This window comes from Micromonospora sp. DT231, from assembly GCF_049847025.1.
Classification (GTDB): Bacteria; Actinomycetota; Actinomycetes; order Mycobacteriales; family Micromonosporaceae; genus Micromonospora.
This window is the reverse complement of record NZ_JBNCNO010000007.1, coordinates 170,795-189,717: the sequence shown is the minus strand read 5'-3', so window position 1 is coordinate 189,717 and position 18,923 is coordinate 170,795. Positions and strand designations below refer to the sequence as shown.

General features: G+C 73.0%; 19 protein-coding genes and 1 pseudogene. 6 read left to right on the top strand and 14 right to left on the bottom strand.

All coding sequences use genetic code 11. The annotated features are described in order from the left end of the window. Positions 1-28 precede the first annotated feature (28 nt). The 3 genes from ACPXBU_RS20085 to ACPXBU_RS20075 all read left to right on the top strand — a co-directional run bounded on the left by ACPXBU_RS20085 (position 29) and on the right by ACPXBU_RS20075 (position 2,349). Entirely contained in the window at positions 29-1,246 is a 1,218-nt protein-coding gene (locus ACPXBU_RS20085) for a hypothetical protein (protein ID WP_425759147.1), read from the top strand. Positions 1,247-1,321: 75 nt separating this feature from the next. Beyond that, positions 1,322-1,894: a GNAT family N-acetyltransferase gene (locus ACPXBU_RS20080; protein WP_425759146.1), complete on the top strand. Its 573-nt coding sequence runs from the start codon at positions 1,322-1,324 to the stop codon at positions 1,892-1,894. Between the two features lie 41 nt (positions 1,895-1,935). Beyond that, on the top strand, positions 1,936-2,349 hold the full coding sequence (locus ACPXBU_RS20075) for a type II toxin-antitoxin system Phd/YefM family antitoxin (RefSeq protein ID WP_425759145.1): 414 nt from the start codon (positions 1,936-1,938) through the stop codon (positions 2,347-2,349). Between the two features lie 39 nt (positions 2,350-2,388). On the opposite strand, the gene ACPXBU_RS20070 is transcribed toward ACPXBU_RS20075, so the two are convergent. From ACPXBU_RS20070 to ACPXBU_RS20050, 5 genes are all read right to left on the bottom strand, one after another. Beyond that, complete coding sequence (locus tag ACPXBU_RS20070) at positions 2,389-3,456, bottom strand: ABC transporter ATP-binding protein (protein WP_425759144.1); 1,068 nt, start codon at positions 3,454-3,456, stop codon at positions 2,389-2,391. Next, positions 3,453-4,268, bottom strand: a complete 816-nt coding sequence (locus ACPXBU_RS20065) for an ABC transporter permease (protein ID WP_393371057.1) — start codon at positions 4,266-4,268, stop codon at positions 3,453-3,455. Before ACPXBU_RS20065 ends, ACPXBU_RS20070 begins: the two co-directional genes overlap by 4 nt. Next, the gene (gene modA / locus ACPXBU_RS20060) at positions 4,265-5,053 is read right to left on the bottom strand and encodes a molybdate ABC transporter substrate-binding protein (RefSeq protein WP_425759143.1); all 789 of its coding nucleotides are present in this window, start codon (positions 5,051-5,053) and stop codon (positions 4,265-4,267) included. Before modA ends, ACPXBU_RS20065 begins: the two co-directional genes overlap by 4 nt. Beyond that, the gene (locus tag ACPXBU_RS20055) at positions 5,050-5,472 is read right to left on the bottom strand and encodes a TOBE domain-containing protein (RefSeq protein ID WP_393371053.1); all 423 of its coding nucleotides are present in this window, start codon (positions 5,470-5,472) and stop codon (positions 5,050-5,052) included. Before ACPXBU_RS20055 ends, modA begins: the two co-directional genes overlap by 4 nt. A 127-nt stretch (positions 5,473-5,599) precedes the next feature. Further along, on the bottom strand, positions 5,600-6,043 hold the full coding sequence (locus ACPXBU_RS20050; RefSeq protein WP_425759142.1) for a winged helix-turn-helix transcriptional regulator: 444 nt from the start codon (positions 6,041-6,043) through the stop codon (positions 5,600-5,602). A gap of 139 nt (positions 6,044-6,182) precedes the next feature. Between ACPXBU_RS20050 and ACPXBU_RS20045 the strand changes: the two genes are divergently transcribed. Next, the gene (locus ACPXBU_RS20045) at positions 6,183-7,049 is read left to right on the top strand and encodes an aldo/keto reductase family oxidoreductase (protein ID WP_425759141.1); all 867 of its coding nucleotides are present in this window, start codon (positions 6,183-6,185) and stop codon (positions 7,047-7,049) included. A gap of 326 nt (positions 7,050-7,375) precedes the next feature. Here the strand turns inward: ACPXBU_RS20045 and ACPXBU_RS20040 are convergent. The 3 genes and pseudogenes from ACPXBU_RS20040 to ACPXBU_RS20030 form a co-directional block, all read right to left on the bottom strand. Then, positions 7,376-7,462: pseudogene (locus tag ACPXBU_RS20040) on the bottom strand (SCO5389 family protein); the annotation flags it as partial. An 11-nt stretch (positions 7,463-7,473) separates the two neighbouring features. Continuing rightward, complete coding sequence (gene smpB / locus ACPXBU_RS20035) at positions 7,474-7,965, bottom strand: SsrA-binding protein SmpB (protein ID WP_393371047.1); 492 nt, start codon at positions 7,963-7,965, stop codon at positions 7,474-7,476. A 25-nt stretch (positions 7,966-7,990) separates the two neighbouring features. Further along, positions 7,991-10,246, bottom strand: coding sequence for a hypothetical protein (locus ACPXBU_RS20030; protein ID WP_425759140.1), 2,256 nt, complete (start codon positions 10,244-10,246; stop codon positions 7,991-7,993). 151 nt (positions 10,247-10,397) lie between these two features. Here ACPXBU_RS20030 and ACPXBU_RS20025 point away from each other — a divergent pair, with 151 nt between their 5' ends. Both ACPXBU_RS20025 and ACPXBU_RS20020 read left to right on the top strand, forming a co-directional pair. After that, a complete protein-coding gene (locus tag ACPXBU_RS20025; RefSeq protein WP_425759139.1) occupies positions 10,398-12,056 on the top strand; it encodes an FAD-dependent oxidoreductase in 1,659 nt (552 codons plus the stop codon). After that, on the top strand, positions 12,053-13,507 hold the full coding sequence (locus ACPXBU_RS20020; RefSeq protein WP_393371039.1) for an ATP-binding protein: 1,455 nt from the start codon (positions 12,053-12,055) through the stop codon (positions 13,505-13,507). Before ACPXBU_RS20025 ends, ACPXBU_RS20020 begins: the two co-directional genes overlap by 4 nt. Before the next feature lie 128 nt (positions 13,508-13,635). Here the strand turns inward: ACPXBU_RS20020 and ACPXBU_RS20015 are convergent, their stop codons facing one another. From ACPXBU_RS20015 to ACPXBU_RS19990, 6 genes are all read right to left on the bottom strand, one after another. After that, positions 13,636-14,139 (bottom strand): NUDIX domain-containing protein, encoded by a 504-nt coding sequence (locus tag ACPXBU_RS20015; RefSeq protein ID WP_425759138.1) that lies wholly within the window; start codon positions 14,137-14,139, stop codon positions 13,636-13,638. A 105-nt stretch (positions 14,140-14,244) separates the two neighbouring features. Continuing rightward, positions 14,245-14,886, bottom strand: coding sequence for an SRPBCC family protein (locus tag ACPXBU_RS20010; protein ID WP_425759137.1), 642 nt, complete (start codon positions 14,884-14,886; stop codon positions 14,245-14,247). Continuing rightward, positions 14,886-15,251: an ArsR/SmtB family transcription factor gene (locus ACPXBU_RS20005; RefSeq protein ID WP_425759136.1), complete on the bottom strand. Its 366-nt coding sequence runs from the start codon at positions 15,249-15,251 to the stop codon at positions 14,886-14,888. Before ACPXBU_RS20005 ends, ACPXBU_RS20010 begins: the two co-directional genes overlap by 1 nt. A gap of 28 nt (positions 15,252-15,279) precedes the next feature. Further along, complete coding sequence (locus ACPXBU_RS20000; protein ID WP_425759135.1) at positions 15,280-17,370, bottom strand: xanthine dehydrogenase family protein molybdopterin-binding subunit; 2,091 nt, start codon at positions 17,368-17,370, stop codon at positions 15,280-15,282. Next, the gene (locus ACPXBU_RS19995; RefSeq protein ID WP_393371025.1) at positions 17,367-18,350 is read right to left on the bottom strand and encodes an FAD binding domain-containing protein; all 984 of its coding nucleotides are present in this window, start codon (positions 18,348-18,350) and stop codon (positions 17,367-17,369) included. Before ACPXBU_RS19995 ends, ACPXBU_RS20000 begins: the two co-directional genes overlap by 4 nt. Next, positions 18,347-18,844 (bottom strand): 2Fe-2S iron-sulfur cluster-binding protein, encoded by a 498-nt coding sequence (locus ACPXBU_RS19990; RefSeq protein ID WP_425759258.1) that lies wholly within the window; start codon positions 18,842-18,844, stop codon positions 18,347-18,349. Before ACPXBU_RS19990 ends, ACPXBU_RS19995 begins: the two co-directional genes overlap by 4 nt. Positions 18,845-18,923 lie beyond the last annotated feature (79 nt).

Genomic DNA, 18,923 nt, shown 5'->3' with positions numbered 1-18,923 from the left:
GGGCCGACGAACCGGGGGGCGGGGGCGGATGCACCGGTGGCGAAGCGGCGCGGTGGCGCTTGCCGTCCGACTGGACGCGGTCGGCCGTGCCGGAGCGCGCGTGGCCCGTCGGGTGCCGGCGCCCTGGGCGTACGTCATCGGCCTGTTCCTCGGCGCGAAGCTGCTGCTGACCCTGCTCGGGCTGCTGGTCCTGCACGCCTGGGACGGGGTGCCCGGGGCGCCGCCGCCCGACGAGGCACTGATGTGGGCGCAGCAGCGTGAGATCTCCGGCCACCGGTGGATCTCCTTCTGGTTCGCCTGGGACGGGCTGCTCTATCTGCGGCTGAGCGAGCTGCCCCTGACCGGGCCGTGGCGGGACTTCGGCTTCCCGCTGCTCTACCCGTTCCTGGCCCGGCCGGTCGGCGCGCTGCTCGGCGGGGACAACGCGCTGGCCCTGCTCGTGATCAGCAACGTCGCGTTCCTGCTCGCGCTCTGGTACGGCTACCGGCTGGCCGAGGTGCTGCTCGGCGACGCGCCCGCGGCCCGCCGCTTCACCAGGTACCTCGTGCTGCTGCCCACCGCGTTCCTGTTCCAGGCCGCGTTGACCGAGTCGCTCTTCGTCTGTCTCGCGTTGGCCGCGTTCTACCACGCCGAGCGACGCCAGTGGCTGCTCGTCGGTGTGCTCGGCTACTTCCTGGCGATGAGCCGCTCCGTTGGCCTGCTCGTCGCGCTGCCGCTGGCCCTGGTCCTGCTGCGCCAGCACGACTGGCGGCTCGGCCCCCGCGCCCTGCTCGGCTACCTGCGGATCGGCTGGCCGTTGCTGCTGCTGCCCGCCGGCTGGTTCACCTTCATGGCGTTCTGCCGGTGGCGGGGCGGGGACTGGTTCGCCTACCAGCACGCCCAGCAGGTCGGGTGGGGCATCGAGGTGCAGAACCCGGTGCCGGTGCTGTTCGCCGGGGAGCCCCGCGACGCCGGCCGGGTCCTCTTCGCCGTGGCCGTGCTGGCCGTGCTGGTCGCCGGGTTCCGCCGCCGGGAGCTGGCCTACCTGGTGTACGGCGTACTCATGGTGGTGGTGCCGCTGTCGATGGGCCCGGCGGTGTACCGGAGCCTGCTGCGGTATCTGCTGGCCGCGTTCCCGGTGGCCCTCGTGCTGGCCCGGTGGGCGCGCCACGCCGGCGTCGACGTGTGGTTGACCGCGACGCTCGCCGTCGTGCAGGGCACGCTGTTCGTGCTCTGGCTCACCTACTGGACCCACATGATCATCTGATGGGGCCGTTGCCCGGTGCGGGCGCACACGACAGGCCTGTGCGAGGCTGTTTCCCCGCACCCGACTGGAGGCCCGGTGTTCGCCCTGCCACTGACCGAGGAGGTCGAGCTGCGTCCGCTGGACCCGTGGCGGGCCGAGGAGTTCCTCGCCCACCTGGATCGGGCGCGGGAGCACATCCAGCCCTGGGTGTCGCCGTCGTTCGTCGCCACCGACCTGCCGTCGGCCCGCGCGGTGTTGCAGCGCTACGCCGACCGGTGGGCCAGCGACACCGGCGGCATCTGGGGGCTGTGGTGGCGCGGCACGCTCGTCGGCGGCGTCATGTTCGTGTCGTTCGACGTGACCCGGGGCGTCTGCGAGGCGGGTTGCTGGGTGGAGCCGGCCGCGCAGGGCAGGGGATTCGTCGCCCCGGCGATCCGCCGGATCGTCGACTGGGCCGTCCGCGAGCGCGGCATCCACCGGGTCGAGTGGCGTACCACCGCCGACAACACCCGCAGCAGGGCCCTCGCCCGACGGCTCGGCCTGCGCCTCGACGGCACCCTCCGCCAGGTCAGCCCGGGTCCGCACGGCCGCATCGACCTGGAGGTCTGGTCGGTCCTGGCCGACGAGTGGCTGGCCGGACCGGGTACGACGCCGACCACCGTCCACTGACGACAGCGTGTTTTGTCGTACCCCGGCGGCACCATGCATTCATGGCCGTCCCCGCGCTCACCCCCCACCCCGACCCGCCGCGTTCCGTGCCGCTGCGTGAGGCGCGCACCCGGTTCAGTCAGCTTGTCGCGCTCGCCGAGCTGACCGACACGGTCACCGTCGTCACCCGCGACGGCGATCCCCGCCCGGTCGCCGCGATCGTCCCCGCCGCGGCCGCCCGCAGCGGCGCCCAGGCCCGCGCCGACGCCGACCGGCTCTCCAGCGTCACCGCCGGCTGGGCCCGCCGCCTCGACGAGCAACACCGGCGCAGCACCCAGCGGCACGCCGCCGAGCTGGCCGCGATCCGCGCCGCGCTGGCCGAGGCGTGGGCCGAGCTGGACCGCCGGGTCGTCCCGGGCAGCGACCCCACGGTGGCCCGGCTGCGCGCGGCGCACAACGACCTGCTCGCCGGCTGACCGCCTGCGCGCAGCCGGTGCCGACCGGGTTGCCAGCGGTCAGCCGGTGGCCGGGTAGGCGTGCGTCTCGGCCGCCTTGACCGCCACCCAGACCCGCTGACCGGGAACCAGTCGCAGTTGGGCGGCGGCGGCCGGCGTGACGTCGGCGGCCACCCCGATCGGCCCGTCCACCTGCACCCGGAGGTTGTCGCCGTGCCGCTGGACGCCGGCCACCGTCCCCGCCCAGGTGTTGCGCGGGCTGCCCTCCGGCCGGGCCGGGTGCAGGGCCACCGCCGCCGGACGGAACGCCACGAAGGCCTCGCCGTCCAACCGGTCGGCGACGGTGAGGGTCAGTTCCGGCGCGACGCGTACCCCATGCCCTTCGGCCCTGCCCCGATAGAGGTTGAGCCCGACCAGCCGGGCGACGTAGTCGGTGCGCGGGCGGGCGGTGACGCTCGGCCCGTCGCCCTCCTGCACCACCCGGCCACCCTCGACGATGACAAGCCGGTCGGCGAGCGCGAGGGCGTCCAGCGGGTCGTGGGTGACCAGGACCGTCGCGCCCGGGTGCGCGGACAGGTGGCGGTGCAGCTCCGCGCGGGTGTTGAGTCGGGTGCGGGCGTCCAGCGCGGCGAGCGGCTCGTCCAGCAGCAGCAGCGACGGCGCGACGGCCAGCGCGCGAGCCAACGCCACCCGCTGCGCCTGACCACCGGAGAGCTGCCGGGGGCGGCGGTGCGCCTGGGCGTCCAGCCCCACCCGGTCGAGCCACTCCCGGGCCGTGGCACGGGCCGTCCTCCGGTCCACGCCGTGCCGGCGCGGCCCGAAGGCCACGTTGTCCAGGGCGTTGAGGTGCGGAAAGAGCAGGTAGTCCTGGAAGACCACACCTATCGGCCGACGCTCGGTGGGCACCCAGCCGCGCGTCGCCGGGCGGTCCAGGTCGACGTCGTCGAGCGTCACGTGGCCGGCGGTGAGCGGGTGCAGACCGGCCAGCGCGCGCAGCGCGGTGGTCTTGCCGGCGCCGTTCGGCCCGAGCAGCGCGACCACCTCGCCGGGCGCCACCCGCAGCGGCACGTCGAGCCGGAAGGCGCCCCGGTCGACGACGAGCCGGGCGTCCAGCAGCGCGTCGCTCACGCGCTTGTCATCCAGCGGTCCCGCAACGCCACCAGAATGCCCACCGACACGACGAGCAGCACGAGGCTGAGCACGATCGCGGACTCCAGGTCGGTCTCCAGGGCCAGGTAGACGGCGAGCGGCATGGTCTGTGTCCGACCGGGATAGTTGCCGGCGAAGGTGATGGTGGCACCGAACTCGCCCAACGCCCGCGCCCAGCAGAGCACCGCCCCGGCGGCCAGCCCGGGCGCCACAAGCGGCACCGTGACGTGGGTGAAGGTGGTCCACCGGCCGGCGCCCAGCGTGGCGGCGGCCTCCTCGTAGCGATGGTCCGCGGCGCGCAGCGCCCCCTCCACGGCGATGACCAGGAACGGCATGGCCACGAACGACTCGGCCAACACGACACCCGCCGTGGTGAACGGCAGGGTGACGCCGAACGTGGCGTCCAACCAGCCGCCGAGCAGCCCACGTCGGCCGAAGACCAGCAACAGCGCCACCCCGCCGACCACCGGCGGCAGCACCAGCGGCACGGTGACCAGCGCGCGCACCAGTCGGCGGCCGGGAAACTCGACCCGGGCCAGCACCCAGGCGAGCGGCACCCCGAGCAGCAGGCAGAGCACGGTGGCCAGGGTCGCGGTCTGTACCGACAGCCGCAGCGCGGTCAGCGCGCCCGGCTCGGTGAGCCGCTGCGGCAGCGTGGTCCACGGCGCCCGGATCACCAGCCCGGCCAACGGCAGGACGAGGAAGAGCAGCCCCAACCCGGCGGGGATCAACAGCGCCGCCGGCACCCGCCCCCGCCGTCGGGGCGCGGCGTGCTCGAGGACCCGGCTCATGGGGCCTGGAAACCGGCCTCGGCGAGGACCGCCTGCGCCGGCGCCGAGCGGACGTACGCGACGAAGGCCCGTGCTTCGGCTGGATTCGGCGCGTCCTTCAGCGCGACGATCGGGTAGTCGTTGACCGCCCGCGCCGACTCGGGAAACTCCACAGCGGTCACGTCGCCGCTCGCCGCTCGCACATCGGTGCGGTAGACCAGGGCCGCGTCGACCTCACCGAGCTTCACCTTTGCGAGCGCGCTCTTGACGTCCTGCTCCAGGGTGACAGGCGTCAGCGCGACGCCGGCCGCGTCCAGGGCGGTGCGGGCCGCCGCGCCGCACGGCACCTGAGTGGCGCAGAGCGCCACCTTCACGCCGGACCGGCTCAGGTCGGCCAGGCCGGTCACGCCTGCCGGGTTACCTCGGGGCACCGCGACGACCAACTGGTTGCGGGCGAAGACGGTCGGTGTGCCGTCGGCGTTGCCCGCCTCGGTGACAGTGGCCATGTTCGCGGGGGCGGCGGAGGCGAACACGTCCGCCGGCGCACCCTGGTTGATCTGGTTGGCCAGGGCCGAGCTGCCCGCGACGTTGAGGGTCACGGTGCTGCCGGGGTTGGCGGCCTCGAAGTCCTTGCCGATCCGGCGGAACGACTCGGTAAGCGAGGCGGCCGCGAACACCGTCACCGCGCCGGTGCCCCGGCCGTCCGAGGCCCGGCCGTCCGAGGCCCGGTCGTCGCCCGCGCCGCAGCCGGCGACCGTCAGCGCCAGGACCACGGCCATCGCCATACGCGTCGCGCGCGCGCTCATCCGCCCGACCTTCCCCGGCTCGGGGCGGGCGCGGCCCGCTCCACCACCACCGTGGTCGACTTGATCACCGCGACGGCCACCGACCCGACCCGCAGATCGAGCTCGTCGACCGCCTCCCGGCTCATCAGCGACACGACGCGGAACGGGCCGGCCTGGATGTCGACCTGGGCCATCACCGTGTCCTTGCGGACGTCCACGACGATGCCGCGCAGCCGGTTGCGGGCCGAGGAGAACTCCGCGCCCGCGTCCGGGTCGGCGGCCTGGGCGCGGGCGAAGGCGGCCAGATCGACCCCGTCGATCACCCGCTGGCCGTGCTCGTCGCGCCCGGCCGTCAGCCGCCCGGCATCGACCCAGCGGCGAATCGTGTCGCTGCTGACACCGAGCAGGTCGGCCGCCGCACCGATCCGGAACATCGTCACCGGCTCACCTTAACTGCCGCATCTGCGGGCAGGGAAGGCCGGATCGGGCCGTGTCTGCGTACTCCCGGGGGGTCTTCTGGCGGTATTTGCGCCACCGGGTGGTGCGTGGTGCCGTCGGGGGGAGGCCTCAGGCGACGTGGCTGTCGTACGTCGAGCGGTTGGCGAGCACGTCGTCCATGTGCGTCTCGGCCCAGCCCTTCAGGCCGCGAATCACCTCGTGCAGCGAGACGCCGAGGTCGGTCAGCTCGTAGGTGACGGTGACGGGCACGGTCGGCACCACGGTGCGGGTGATCAGGCCGTCGCGTTCCAGGGAGCGCAGCGTCTGGGTCAGCATCTTCTGACTGACCCCGGCCAGGAGGCGCGACAACTGCGAGTACCGCATCGGCCGGGGCTCGCCGGCGCAGTCGGCGCCGAACTGGTGCGAGCCGTCGCTGCGCAGCGCGGCCAGCACCAGTGTGACCCACTTGTCCGCGATGCGGTCGAGCAGTTTGCGGCTCGGACACTGCGCCAGGAAGGCGTCGTACTCCACCTTGGCCTGCGCCCTCTTCCCCGCCGCCGCCGTCGTCGTCATCGAACCGCTCCTCCCGCCGCTGGGGGCGTTACGCACCTTCAGGTGCCTACTTCCCATAGTGAAGTTACACCCCGATAGTGGAGCGGGTAGGCGGTGCACGGGCACGGCTCGGTACGACACGAAAGTCAGAGGTAAGAACATGGCCTCCACCTCCCTTCCCGGCGGCACCTGGACACTGGGAGACCTGACGGTCACCCGGTTCGGTTACGGCGCCATGCAGTTGGCCGGCCCCTGGGTCATGGGACCGCCGGCCGACCACGACGGCGCACTCGCCGTCCTCCGCGCGGCCGTCGAGCGTGGCATCACCCACATCGACACCTCCGCGGCCTACGGGCCGCATCTCACCAACCAGCTGATCCGGGAGGCGCTGCACCCGTACGCCGACTCGCTGCACATCGTCACAAAGGTCGGCGCGAACCGCGACCAGCAGGGCGGCTGGCCCCCGGCCCGCGACCCGGAAAGCCTGCGGCGGTCCGTGCACGAGAATCTCGAGACCCTCGATCTCGACGTGCTCGACCTTGTCAACCTCCGGCTCGGCGATGCCGCGGGTCCGCAGCCCGGTCCGATCGCCGAGGCGTTCGAGACACTCGTCGACCTTCAGCACGAAGGCCTCATCCGGCACCTCGGAGTGAGCAACGCGACGCCGGAACAGGTCGCCGAGGCGCAGGCCATCGCGCCGATCGTGTGCGTGCAGAACATGTACAACCTCGCGCACCGCCAGGACGACGAGCTGGTCGACGCGCTTGCCGAGCAGGGCATCGCCTACGTGCCGTTCTTTCCTCTCGGCGGCTTCAGCCCCCTGCAGTCCTCGGTGCTCGCCACCGTGGCCGCCCGGTTGGAGGCGGCACCGATGTCGGTCGCCCTGGCCTGGCTGCTGCGGCGTTCGCCGAACATCCTGCTGATCCCGGGGACCTCGTCGACGACACACCTGCGCGAGAACATCGCGGGCGCCGCCCTGCCCCTCTCCGACGACGACCTCGCCGAACTGGACAAGATCGGCGGCTAGGGAGAGATGGTGTCGGGGCAAGATCGTGCGCGAATCAGGAAGTAGTGGCATCGGTGCGGTGGTGACGCCACTACTTCCCGGATCGAGCGTGACCGTGCGGCTGGCGGCCCGAACCCCTGCTCCCGGCCGGCCGAGCGTGGTGCCCGTCGTCAAGATCCGCGCAACATCGGTGCTGGTGCTGTCTCCGGCGCGTCGGAGGCAGCACCATCGGGGATGTTGTGGCGCTGCGTGCGTGCGGGGTGCGGGGGTGCGCCTACGTGCGGGTCGGCGGCAGGGCCCCCAGGGGGAAGGCGGGCCGCAGGGGCCCGCCTTCCCCGAGCCCACCCTCAGCAGTTGCGCAGATCCGGTGACTGGTTGAGCAGTTGGCCGCGTGTCGACACGATGCGGCGACAGCGCTCCCCGTCGACGGGCGAACGAAGGCAGGTCAGGGCCTGCGGGGGTGCCCCTTGAGGTGCCGGCCCAGTTCGCGGGCGATCTCCCGGTTGGCGTCCCGCTCGGCCATCGTCTGCCGCTTGTCGTAGGAACGCTTGCCCTTGGCCAGCGCCAACTCGACCTTGGCGTAGCCGTTCTCGAAGTACATCGACAGCGGGACCAGGGTCACCCCGCCCTCGCGGACCTTGTCCAGGATCCGGTCGATCTCGGCCCGGTGCAGCAGCAGCTTGCGGTTGCGGCGCGGGGCGTGGTTGGTCCACGTGCCGTAGGCGTACTCGGCGATGTGCAGCCCGTACAGCACGATCTCACCGTCGCGTTCGTGGGCGAACGCGTCCACCAGCGAGGCCCGCCCCTCGCGCAGCGACTTCACCTCGGTGCCGACCAGCACGATGCCCGCCTCGTACGTGCGCAGCACGGTGTACTCGTGCCGAGCCTTCTTGTTCGAGGCGATCAACCGGCGTTCGGGCTGCTTGGACGGGCTCACCCCGCGACGATATCCGGCCGCTGCCTCAGCCGGGCCGGCCGGCTCCGCCGGTCGCCCGCCGCTCCGGGCTCAGCCGCCCGGTCAGTTCCCGCACCGCGTCGGCGAACTCGTCCTGCGACTCACACGGCCAGTGCCCGAGGATCGGTGGGGGGACGCTGTCGCTGGGCGCCGGCACCACATCATGCGGATCGACCAACCGGCGGTCCACCGTCGCCGCCGGCCCGGTCAGCGTCTCGGGCTCCCCGGGCCGCCGGGAGGAGAAGATCCAACCGCCGATCGGGTCGGTGTCGCGCCACAGGTTGATCCAGCGCCAGCCGACCCGCTCGCCGATCTCCCGCAGCGCGGGCTCGTCGGCGTAGGCCGGGAACAGCCGCGCGTACAACCGGCCCAGGGGCGATCCGTAGGTCAGCAGGGCGACCCGCTCGGTGATCCGGGTGGGTAGTTGCAGCACCGTGGCGGCGAGCAGCACCGAGCCGTGACTGTGCCCGGCCAGCAGCACGCCCTGTCCCTGTTCCACCAGGTAGGTGATCCGCTTGGCCAACTCCGGCACGGCCCGCTCCGCGTAGCAGGGCGGCGCGAACGGGTGTGCCGCCCGGGGCCAGAACGTGCCCAGGTCCCACAGCACGCCCACGTAGCGACGGAACTGTGCCGTCCGGTACGCGAAGATGCCGCCCACCACCAGGCCGAGCAGGATCACGGCGATCGCGTAGCTGCCCGACCCGATCAGGAAGTTGACCATGCTGTCCGGCACCCCGACGTAGCGCTGCGCCAGCTCGCCGGGCAGGAGTTGGAGCAGGCCGAGCACGCTTGTGGAGAGGCCGAGCGCCGCCAGCCCGGCGTACACCACGGACAGCGGTTCCAGCCGCTCGGTGAACCGGGCGCGGGCGATCGCCTGCTCGACCCGGCGCAGCCGGTCCGCCGCCGCCGGTGGCGCGTGCGGGAAGTCGGCGGCCACGATCGCCCGGGCGGCCCGCCGCCGCCCGCGCCGGGTCAGCCTGGTGACCACGGCGGCCACCAGCAGGGCGGTCACCACCGCCAGGAAAAACCCGAAGATCGCCCACTTGTACGCCAGCGGAGGGCTGGTCTCCAGGCCGTCCGCGGTCGTCCCCTGGCGATCGAGCAGGTCCGCCACCCGGTAGACCAACTCGGCGGAGAACGCCACGGCGAGGCCGGCCGCGATCGTGACGAAGACAGGCGCCCCCAACGCCCGCAGCGGCCCCCCGCGGTGCCGGCCGCCCCGCCGCCAGAGCACCAGCGCGGCGAGGGCGGTCACCAGCATCATCTGGCTGACGAACAGCCAGGCCACGATCGCTCCGTAGCCCGGCAACGCCCCGCCCCGGGGCCACGGGGCCGGGCTGATGACGACGTGCACGATCACCAGGATCGTCACGCCGCAGGCGATCGTGCGCAGCCCTCGGAAGAGGGCGTCCACCCGGGGCGCCGGGTCGGTCCGGTCGATGCTCGGCACCACGGTGAGCAGGACCAGGCAGGCCAGCAGCAGCGCCCCGGTGGCCGCCAGCAGGATCACCATCACCCCCGAGCGGTGTTGGCTGGCCCGGGCGGCCAGCAGGCTGCCGTCGAGGGTGGCGAATCCCGCCGCGACGTGGACCGAGCGCAGCCGACCCACGAGTGGCTCGCCGTCCCACTGGCCGACCGCGCTCAACTGGTGCTTCGAGGTCGGGGTCGACGGAGTCCGGAACGCGTCGAACGAGTGGCCCGGGCGGGCGCCCAGCCACCAGACCAGCCCGATGGCGGCGACCGGCACCAACGCCAGCACGCCCAGGCGCAGCCCGGGCGGGCGTCCGCCGAGCCAGGACAGCCAGCTCCGCCCGGCCAGGCAGGACGGGGTGTCCATGCAGCGCCAGGCGACCAGGTCCAACGCCACCCCGACGATGGAGAGCACGTAGAGGATGGTGAGGGTGAGGGCGAGCACCCGGCACAGCGCCATGAAGCCCAGCTTCGAAGCGGTGTTCGACGGGCGCATCCAGAGCGCCACGTTGCAGAGCATGAACGGCAACAGGAACACCAACGACAGCGTCCGGACCGCCGTGCCGGACGGCAGGTCACTCCACCGGTACGCCTCCAGCGTCACCCCGTCCGTCCCGGTCGAGTCCGGGTAGCCGGGGCGCGGTCGGTAGAACCCGCCGCTGCGGTCCCCGGCGACCTGCTGCACGTGCGGCCGGTCCAGCACCTGGTCCGCTCCTGCGCCGGAGACACCGTGCACCCGCAGTTCCACGATCCCGCCCGACGTGGTCGGTCCGGTCGGCGACACGTCCGCCATGGGCCCCCCGAGGTGTGCGCGGCAGCCGGGCGCGTCGTCGACGTACGACCACCCACGCGGCTCCCCGGCTTACCCATCCCGAACCCGGTCAACCATGCCGGCCACCCGGGCCATGGTGCGGCCGACCGCCAACAGGTGGTTTCATGGCGCCATGGCGAACCCGGTGATCCTGACCGTCGACGACGACCCCGTGGTGTCCCGTGCGGTGGCCCGGGACATCCGCCGCCGCTACGGCGACCGCTACCGGGTGCTGCGGGCCTCCTCCGGACCGGAGGCGCTGGACGCCCTGCGGGAGGTCAAACTGCGCGGCGAACAGGTGGCGCTGCTGCTGGCCGACCACCGGATGCCGGAGATGACGGGCGTGGAGTTCCTGGAATCGGCGATGGACATCTTCCCGGCCGCCCGCCGGGTGCTGCTCACCGCGTACGCGGACACCGACGCCGCGATCGAGGCGATAAACGTCGTCGACCTGGACCACTACCTGCTCAAGCCCTGGCATCCGCCGGAGGAGAAGCTGTACCCGGTGGTCGACGGGCTGCTGGAGGCGTGGTCGGTCACCCCGGACGCGGCGAGCGCGGAGATCCGCGTCGTCGGGCACCGCTGGTCGGCGCCGTCGTTCAAGGTCCGTGACTTCCTGGCGCGCAACCTGGTGCCGTACCGGTGGATGCTCTCCGACGACCCGGAGGGCGCCCGCCTGCTCGACGCGGCCGGGGCCACCGAGGCGGACGTACCGCTTGTGGTGACGGCCGACGGCAAGGCGCTGGTCGCCCCGAGCGAGGCCGAGTTGGCCGCGCTCGCCGGGCTGACGGTCGTGCCGGCGTGTGACTTCTACGACCTGGTGGTGATCGGCGGGGGTCCGGCCGGCCTCGGCTCGGCGGTGTACGGCGCGTCGGAGGGGCTGCGCACCGTGCTCGTGGAGCGGCGGGCGACCGGCGGGCAGGCCGGGCAGAGCAGCCGGATCGAGAACTACCTGGGCTTTCCCGACGGCGTCTCCGGCGCGCAGTTGACCGATCGGGCCCGCCGGCAGGCGGTCAAGTTCGGCGCCGAGCTGCTCAGCGCCCGGGAGGTGGTCGGTCTCAGTGAGGCCGGCGGCGCCCGGCTGTTGCGCTTCGGCGACGGTTCCGAGATCGCCGCGCACACGGTGGTGCTGGCCACCGGAGTGTCGTACCGGGTGCTCGACGCTCCCGGGCTGGCCGACTTCACCGGTCGGGGGGTTTTCTACGGCGCCGCCGCCACCGAGGCGCCGAGCTGCGTCGAGCAGGACGTCTACATCGTCGGCGGGGCCAACTCCGCCGGCCAGGCGGCGGTGCACTTCTCCCGGTACGCGTCGAGGGTGCACCTGCTGATCCGGGGCGCGGACCTGACCGCCTCGATGTCGCGTTACCTGATCGACCAGTTGGAGCGGATCGACCGGATCATTGTGCATCCGCACACGGCGGTGGTCGGCGGGGCGGGCGACGACCACCTGCAACGGCTCACCCTCTGCGACACCCGCACCGGGGAGGCCCGCTCGGTCGACACGTCCTGGTTGTTCATCTTCATCGGCGCGGAGCCCCGCACCGACTGGCTGGACGGTGTGCTGGTCCGGGACGGGCGCGGCTTCATCGTCACCGGCCCGGACCTGCTGGCCGGCGGGCGTCGGCCGGCGGGCTGGTCGCTGTCCCGCGACCCGTACCACCTGGAGACGAGCGTGCCGGGGGTGTTCGCGGCCGGTGACGTGCGGGCCGAGTCGGTCAAACGGGTCGCCTCGGCCGTCGGCGAGGGCGCGATGGCCGTCTCGCTCGTGCACCGCTACCTGGAGGCCCAATGACCACCGAGTCTGACCGACTGACACCTGCGGAGTTGCGCACCCTGTTCCTGTTCGAGTCCCTCGACGAGGGGCAACTCGAGTGGCTGGCCGAACGCGGCCGGGTCGAGCAGCGTGCCGGGGGCACCCTCGTGTACGCCGAGGGGGAGCCCGGGACCTGCTTCTTCGTGCTGGTGCGCGGCGCGGTGGCGCTGAGCCGCCAGGTGCGCGGCGACGACATCGAGGTCAGCCGCACCGACCAGCGCGGCGTGTACGGCGGGGCGGTCCAGGCTTACCTGGGTGACCAGGTCGACCAGATCTACCGCAACAGCATGCGGGCGGTGGTCGACTCGGACTTCTTCGTGCTGCCGGCGGAGGACTTCGCGTACGCCCTGCGGTCCTGGTTCCCGATGCCCATGCACCTGTTGGAGGGGCTGTTCCTCGGTCTGCGGAACAGTCAGGTCATCGTCGGCGAACGGGAGCGGTTGTTGGCGCTCGGTTCGCTCTCGGCGGGGCTGACCCACGAGCTGAACAATCCGGCCGCGGCGGCGGTGCGCGCGACCTCGGTGCTGCGGGACCGGGTCGCCGGGATGCGGCACAAGCTCGCGATGGTCGCCGACGGCCGGCTCGACGGCAGGGCGCTGCACGGCCTCGTCTCGTTGCAGGAGGACGCCGTCGCCCGGGTCGCCACCGCGCCGAAGCTGACCCCGATGGCCACGGCCGACGCCGAGGACACCCTCACCGACTGGCTGGAGGAGCACGGGGTCGGCGGCGCCTGGGACCTGGCGCCGATCCTGGTGGGTGGCGGTCTCGACGCGGCCTGGTTGGCGCAGGTGAAGACCGCGGTCGGTGCGGCGGACCTGGAGGCGGCGGTGCGCTGGCTCACCTACACGGTGGACACCGAGCTGCTGATGCGCGAGATCGGCGACGCGGTCACCCGGATCTCCGGTCTGGTGGATGCCGCCAAGCAGTACTCGCAGCTGGACCGCGCGCCGCACCGGGTGGTGGACGTGCACGACCTGCTCGACGCCACGCTCGTGATGTTCAAGGGCAAGATCCCCGCCGAGGTGAAGCTGGTTCGCGAGTACGACCGCGGCATCCCGCCCGTCCCGGCGTACGCGGCCGAGCTGAACCAGGTGTGGACCAACCTGATCGACAACGCGTTGGGCGCGATGGGGGAGAAGGGGGTGCTGACCATCCACACCGGACGGATCGGTGACCTGCTGGCGGTGGAGGTCACCGACACCGGCCCGGGTATCCCGCCCGAGGTGCGTCCGCGCATCTTCGAGCCGTTCTTCACCACCAAGCCGGTCGGCGCGGGCACCGGTCTGGGGCTGGACATCTCGTACCGGATTGTGGTGCACAAGCACCACGGCGACATCCGGGTGGAGACCGAGCCCGGACGGACCACGTTCCGGGTGCTGCTGCCGATCACCGAGGGCGCACCGGAGGTGCCCGTCAACGAGATTCAGTGAACGCGCGTCCGCCGCGCCGATCTTGCACTTTCGGTTGTCGATATGCGCCGTATGCACCTTTTATCGGGACAGAAAGTGCAAGATCGCGGGGGCGGGGCGGGGGCGGGGCGGGGCGGGTTCAGGTCAGGTCAGAGGGTGAGGAAGTCGGCCAGGACTTGGGTGTGGGTGGAGAACGCCAGCTCGACCGGGTCGGTGAGCACCAACCACTCGGTCGCCTCCTCCGTCGGCGCGGATGGTGGCAGGTCCTCGGCGGCGCGCTCGGGCAGCACCCCGAAGACCATCATCGTGCCGCCCGCCGGTGCGCCGTGCACCGCGAACAGGCTGACGTCCTCGGCGGCCGCGACCAGGCCGGTCTCCTCCCGCAGCTCACGGACGAGCGCTTCGGACCACTCCTCGCCGTACTCGACGAAGCCGCCGGGCAGCGCGAGCAGCCCGCGGGCCGGCTCGATGTCCCGGCGGACCACCACGACGCCCAGGCCATCGGCCGTGCGGACCGGCAGCACCGCGACCGCCACCGGCAGCGGATTGCGCCAGACGGTCTCACCGCAGGCCGCGCAGACCCGCGGCCACCCGGCGCCCGCCGGGTAAACGGCGCCGCAGAAAGAGCAGTGCGAGTACGGCGTACCTGTCATGCCGCAGCACGTTACCCCGTCGATCTAGGGAGAATCGTCGCGATCGTAGATCAACTAGCGGCGATACCCCCCCAGATCGACGAGGGCGAGGCGAGGGCGAGGGGGTCAGGCTTCGGGGGCACCGGTGTAGAAGGCGGTGGTACGCGCGGCGGCGGCGTTCGCCTCGTCGGGGTCGGTGCCGGCGGCGATGCTCGCCGCACCCCACAGGTGGCTGCTCAACTCCATGGCCCGTCGGCCCTCGGGTGAGGCGGTCCACTCGGCGCTCTGCTCCGGGGTGACCCCGCTGCCGTCGCCGGCCAGGTGGGTGGCGAGACCGAGCAGCCCGAGGTCCCAGCCGACGCCGACGGCGCCCGGCCCGAACTGGGCCCACCGGTCCTGGTCGACGTGGGCGATGTGGTCCAGGTCGAGGCGGGCACGCTCGTCGTCGACCGGGGTGACCCGCACCTCGATCCAGCTCACCTCGCCGCCCATCTCCCAGGTGGCGGTGAAGCGGTGCGGCGGCTCGCAGCTCTCGACGACACCGTGGGCGTTGCCCTGGAGCTCGTACTTGCCGTGCAGCCGCAGGTCGCCGGAGATCGGCAGGAACCAGCGGGGGATGCGCTCGGCGTTGGTGCAGGCGTCCCAGAGATCCTCGGCCGTCGCCTGGTAGGTCTGGCTGATCGTGGTCACCCGGGCCTCGCCGGCCTCCAGGGTGCGGCTGCCGACCGTGCGCCGTACGGCGTTGATCTGCTCGGTGGCGTCGAACATCAGGTGGTCCTCTCGTCGGGTGGGTCGGCCGGCTCGCGCAGCCGACGTTCGCGTCGGCCCCGAGCCAGCTCGGTGGCGAGTGCCGCCAGGGGTGGAGTCCAGAACCGGCGGAAGTGCTCCAGCCAGCCGTCGACCTCACGCAGTGGCCGGGGGTCGACCGCGTACAGCCGCCGGGCGCCCTCCGGCCGTACGGTGGCGAAACCGTTGTCCCGTAACACCTTGAGGTGCTGGGACACGGCGGGCTGGGAGATGCCGAACTCGTCGCGGATCACCGCGCTGACCGCGCCGGCGGTCTGCTCGCCGGTGGCGAGCAGCTCCAGGATGCGGCGCCGGACCGGATCGCCCAGCACGTCGAAGGCGTGCACGACCACAGTTATATCAGCAGTGGCTTATTTAAGCCAAGCGTGATGAACCGATCAGCTTGTCCAGCCGGATCGGCAGGTCCCGGACCCGTACGCCGGTGGCGTGGCGGACCGCGTTGGCGACCGCCGCCGCCGCGCCGACGATGCCGATCTCGCCCATGCCCTTGACCCCGGCCGGGTTCAGCTCGTCGTCCCGCTCGTCCAGCCAGTACGCCTCGATGGACTCCACGTCCGCGCAGCCGGTGATGTGGTAGGTGGCCAGGTCGTGGTTGACCCAGTCGCCGTACCGCTCGTCGAGCAGGCCCTCCTCGTGCAGGGCCATCGACAGTCCCATCGTCATGCCGCCGATGAGCTGGCTGCGGGCCGTCGTCGGGTTCACCACCCGTCCGGCCGCGAACACCCCGAGCATCCGGTTCAGCCGTACCTCGCCGGTGTCCGCGTCCACCCGCACCTCGACGAACTGCGCCCCGTACGCGTACCGGGGCAGGGCCGGCTGCCCGCCCACCTCGTCGGCGGTGTCGGCCTCGGCGGTCACGTCGGCGTCCGGCGGTACGCCCTCGCGGAGCTTCTCGCGCAGCGCCTGCGCGGCCCGGATCACCGCCCAGCTCCAACTGGCGGTGCCCATCGAGCCCCCGGCCAGCGGCGCGCTCGGCAGGGCGGTGTCACCGATGTGGATCTCCACCCGCTCCGGCGACACCCCGAGGGCGTCGGCGGCCACCTGCCAGATCGCCGTGCGGGCGCCGGTGCCGATGTCGGTGGCGTTGATCCGGACCACGAAGGTCCCGTCCGGTCGGGCGGTGGCCGTGGCCGACGACGGCCTGGCCCGAGCCGGGTAGCTCGACCCGGCCATCCCCGTGCCGATCAGCCAGCGCCCGTCGCGCCGGGCGCGGGGCGTCGGGTCCCGGTCGGTCCAGCCGAACCGCTGCGCGCCCTCGCGCAGGCAGGCCACCAGGTTGCGGCTGGTGAACGGCCGCCCCTGGTCCGGGTCGACCGCCGTGTCGTTGCGGATGCGCAGCTCCACCGGATCGACGCCGGCGGCGACGGCCAGCTCGTCCATCGCCGACTCCAGGGCGTACGCGCCGGGGCACTCGCCGGGCGCGCGCATCCAGAACGGCGTGGGCACGTCGAGGCGGACCAGCCGGTGCGTGGTGCGGCGGTGGGGCGCGGCGTACATGCTGCGGGTGTAGACGGCGGTCTGCTCGGCGAACTCCCGGATGGTCGAGGTCTGGCTGATCGCGTCGTGGCAGATCGCGGTGAGCCGCCCGTCGGCGTCCGCGGCGAGGCGGACCCGCTGGATGGTGGGCGTGCGGTAACCGACCGGCCCGAAGATCTGCTGACGGGTCAGCGCCAGCTTCACCGGTCGGTCCACGTGCCGGGCCGCGAGGGCGGCCAGCACCACCGACGCCTTGGCGTACCCCTTGCTGCCGAAGCCGCCGCCGACGTGCTCGGCGACCACCCGGATCGACTCCGGGGGCAGCCCGAACAGCTCGGCGAGGGTGGCCCGCACCGGTGACGCGCCCTGGGTGGAGTCGTGCACCAGCAGTTGGCCGTCGCGCCACTGTGCCGTCGTGGCGTGTGGCTCCATCGGGCTGTTGTGGTATGCCGGGGTGCGGTACGTGGCGTCCACCCGCACCGGTGCGGCCGCGTACCCGGCGTCGAAGTCACCCTCGGCGGTGTCGGTCGGATAGCTGGGGTTGACGTGGTCCGGCCGGTACAGGCCGGGGTGCTCGTCGGTGAGCACGGTGCTGTGCGGGCCGGCGTCGTAGTCGACGCGGACCAGCCGGGCGCCCTCCCGGGCCGCCTCCAGGCTGGTGGCCACCACCACGGCGACGTACTGCCCCCGGTAGTGCACCGCCGGCTCCTGCAACAGCCACAGCTCCGGCTCGGGGCCGGGCGCGAGGCGCGGCGCGTTGCCGTGGTGCAGGACGGCCAGCACGCCGGGCGACGCGAGCGCCTCGGTGGTGTCGACCCGGGTGATCCGGCCGCGCACCACGGCCGACGGCACCGCCCAGCCGTAGGTGACTCGGTCCACCTGGTACTCCACCGCGTACCGGGCCGTGCCGGTGACCTTCGCGCGGCCCTCCAACCGGGGGTACGCGCGGCCGACCGCGCCGGTGGTCACGACGACGCCAGCTCGCTGAGCGCCCGCACGGTGATGGCCCGGGTCAGCGGCACCTTGAAGCCGTTGTGCCGCAGCGGGCGGGCCTCGGCCAGCTCCGCGTCGGCGGCCCGCGCGGCCAGCTCCGGGCTGAACGGACGACCGCGCAGCTCCTCCTCGGCCCGGTACGCCCGCCACGGCCGGTGCGCCACCGCCCCGTACGCCAGCCGCACGTCACGGACCACGTCGCCGTCGAGGTCCAGCACCGCGGCCACCGAGCCGGCGGCGAAGGCGAACGACGCCCGGTCGCGCACCTTGAGGTACGTCGAGCGGCGCGCGGCCGGCAGCGGTGGCAACCGGACGGCGGTGATCAGCGCGCCCCGGGCCAGGGTGGTCTCCCGTTCCGGGTGCGTGCCGGGGGAGCGGTACAGGGCGGCGATCGGGATGTCGCGGGGGCCGTCGCTCTCGTGCACCTGCACCACCGTGTCGAGTGCGGTGAGCGCCACGGCCAGGTCGGACGGGTGGGTGGCCACGCACTGTTCGGACCAGTCCAGCACCGCCAGGTCGCGGTTCTGGCCGTGCAGCGCGGCGCAACCGCTGCCCGGCTCCCGCTTGTTGCACGCCTTGCCGGTGTCCTGGAAGTAGACGCAGCGGGTGCGCTGCAACAGGTTGCCGCCGGTAGTGGCCATGTTGCGCAGCTGTCCGGAGGCGGCGGCGAGCAGGGCGCGGGCCAGCACCGGGTAGTCCCGGCGGACCACCGGGTGGGCCGCGAGGTCGCTGTTGCGGACGGTCGCGCCGATCCGCAGCCCACCGTCGGGCAGCTCCTCGACGGTGTCCAACGGGAGCCCGGTCACGTCCACCAGCACGTCGGGGCGCTGCACCCCGAGTTTCATCAGGTCCACCAGGTTGGTGCCGCCGCCCAGGTACGCGGCGTGCGGTTCGGCGTCGAGCACGGCGACCGCGTCGGCCACGTCGGCCGGCCGGTGGTAGCGGAACGCCCTCATCGCGTCGCGGCCGCCTCGCGCACGGCAGCCACGATGTGCGGGTACGCGGCGCAGCGGCACAGGTTGCCGGCCATCCGTTCGCGGATCTCCGCGTCGGTCAGCTCGGCCGGGGCGTCCAGGTCGTCGGTGACCGCGCTGGGCCAGCCCCGGGCGACCTCGTCGAGCATGCCGCGGGCGGAGCAGAGCTGCCCCGGCGTGCAGTAGCCGCACTGGAACGCGTCGTGCGCGACGAACGCGGCCTGCAACGGGGACAGCTCGTCCGGCCCGGCCAGCCCCTCGACCGTCACCACCGACCGCCCGTCGAGCGTGACGGCGAGCACCAGACAGCTCTTCACCCGGCGACCGTCCAGCAGCACCGTGCAGGAGCCGCACTGGCCGTGGTCGCACCCCTTCTTCGCCCCGGTCAGGCCGAGGTGCTCACGCAGCGCGTCCAGCAGCGTGGTGCGGTTGTCGAGCGTGACCGCGTGGGCCGAGCCGTTGACCTCGACCGTCACCCGGGACGAGTGTCGCTCGTCGGTCGTCGTCGCGTTCCCTGCTCGGTCCGGCACCGGCCCAGACTAGCTTTACCGGTAC

Excerpts from the sequence above, each read along its gene's own strand:
- ACPXBU_RS20030 (WP_425759140.1), bottom strand. The coding sequence starts at position 10,246 with ATGGCGGACGTGTCGCCGACCGGACCGACCACGTCGGGCGGGATCGTG.
- ACPXBU_RS20050 (WP_425759142.1), bottom strand. The coding sequence starts at position 6,043 with ATGACGACGACGGCGGCGGCGGGGAAGAGGGCGCAGGCCAAGGTGGAG.
- modA (WP_425759143.1), bottom strand. The coding sequence starts at position 5,053 with ATGAGCGCGCGCGCGACGCGTATGGCGATGGCCGTGGTCCTGGCGCTG.
- ACPXBU_RS20085 (WP_425759147.1), top strand. The coding sequence starts at position 29 with ATGCACCGGTGGCGAAGCGGCGCGGTGGCGCTTGCCGTCCGACTGGAC.
- ACPXBU_RS20015 (WP_425759138.1), bottom strand. The coding sequence starts at position 14,139 with ATGACAGGTACGCCGTACTCGCACTGCTCTTTCTGCGGCGCCGTTTAC.
- ACPXBU_RS19995 (WP_393371025.1), bottom strand. The coding sequence starts at position 18,350 with ATGAGGGCGTTCCGCTACCACCGGCCGGCCGACGTGGCCGACGCGGTC.
- ACPXBU_RS20075 (WP_425759145.1), top strand. The coding sequence starts at position 1,936 with ATGGCCGTCCCCGCGCTCACCCCCCACCCCGACCCGCCGCGTTCCGTG.
- ACPXBU_RS20025 (WP_425759139.1), top strand. The coding sequence starts at position 10,398 with ATGGCGAACCCGGTGATCCTGACCGTCGACGACGACCCCGTGGTGTCC.
- ACPXBU_RS20045 (WP_425759141.1), top strand. The coding sequence starts at position 6,183 with ATGGCCTCCACCTCCCTTCCCGGCGGCACCTGGACACTGGGAGACCTG.
- ACPXBU_RS20010 (WP_425759137.1), bottom strand. The coding sequence starts at position 14,886 with ATGTTCGACGCCACCGAGCAGATCAACGCCGTACGGCGCACGGTCGGC.
- ACPXBU_RS20020 (WP_393371039.1), top strand. The coding sequence starts at position 12,053 with ATGACCACCGAGTCTGACCGACTGACACCTGCGGAGTTGCGCACCCTG.
- ACPXBU_RS20065 (WP_393371057.1), bottom strand. The coding sequence starts at position 4,268 with ATGAGCCGGGTCCTCGAGCACGCCGCGCCCCGACGGCGGGGGCGGGTG.